Here is a 627-nt window from a genome sequence, read left to right on the forward strand (position 1 = left end):
ACCACAAGCAATTGCTAAACGTTGTTTCATCCCTCTAGAGTATTGAGAGACTTTTTTATTTGGATAGGGCAAGTAAGTCTTTTCAATGATAGAATCAATCAAAGCTTTTTGCTTTTCCTTTTGAATACCGATAAAATCAGCGGTTAACATTAACACTTCTCTACCCTTTAAATATTCTGGAAAAGAAGGAACATCAGGAACAAAAGAAATATATTCTTTATATCTATTATCGTCTTTATTTAGCGGTTTCCCATCAAAACTTATAATCCCTTCATCAAATGATATAAACTGCATAATACTATGAAGGGTTGTCGTTTTTCCCGCACCATTTCTTCCTATAAATCCATAAATTTCTTTTTCTTTAACTTCTAGATTTAATTGATTTAATGCTTTAAAAGTACCATATGTTTTAACTAAGTTCTCTATCTTTAATAGTGACATCATCTCTACCAATTAGTAAATAAACAATCCAAGTAAAACTGATAATTAACACAATGACTGCCCAAGCAATTTTACTAATATGGCGCACCTCTCTTTCCACTTTGAAAATATCTATGACTGCGTAGATTTTAAACCCTAAATCAATCAAAATTATAGGACTTGCAACTAAAATAATTAGAATATAAT

Annotated in this window: 2 protein-coding genes; both read right to left on the bottom strand. The window is 30.0% G+C overall.

Features of this window, described 5'->3' with window-relative positions:
• Positions 1–444: ATP-binding cassette domain-containing protein (locus ABCO64_RS10545; RefSeq protein WP_343089439.1), on the bottom strand; the 444-nt coding region annotated here is incomplete at its 3' end.
• The coding region (locus ABCO64_RS10550) for a PLDc N-terminal domain-containing protein (RefSeq protein ID WP_343089440.1) at positions 410–627 on the bottom strand (218 nt) is incomplete at its 5' end. The genes ABCO64_RS10545 and ABCO64_RS10550, both read right to left, overlap by 35 nt.

This window comes from Methanocalculus natronophilus, from assembly GCF_038751955.1.
In the GTDB taxonomy this organism is placed as follows: Archaea; Halobacteriota; Methanomicrobia; order Methanomicrobiales; family Methanocorpusculaceae; genus Methanocalculus; species Methanocalculus natronophilus.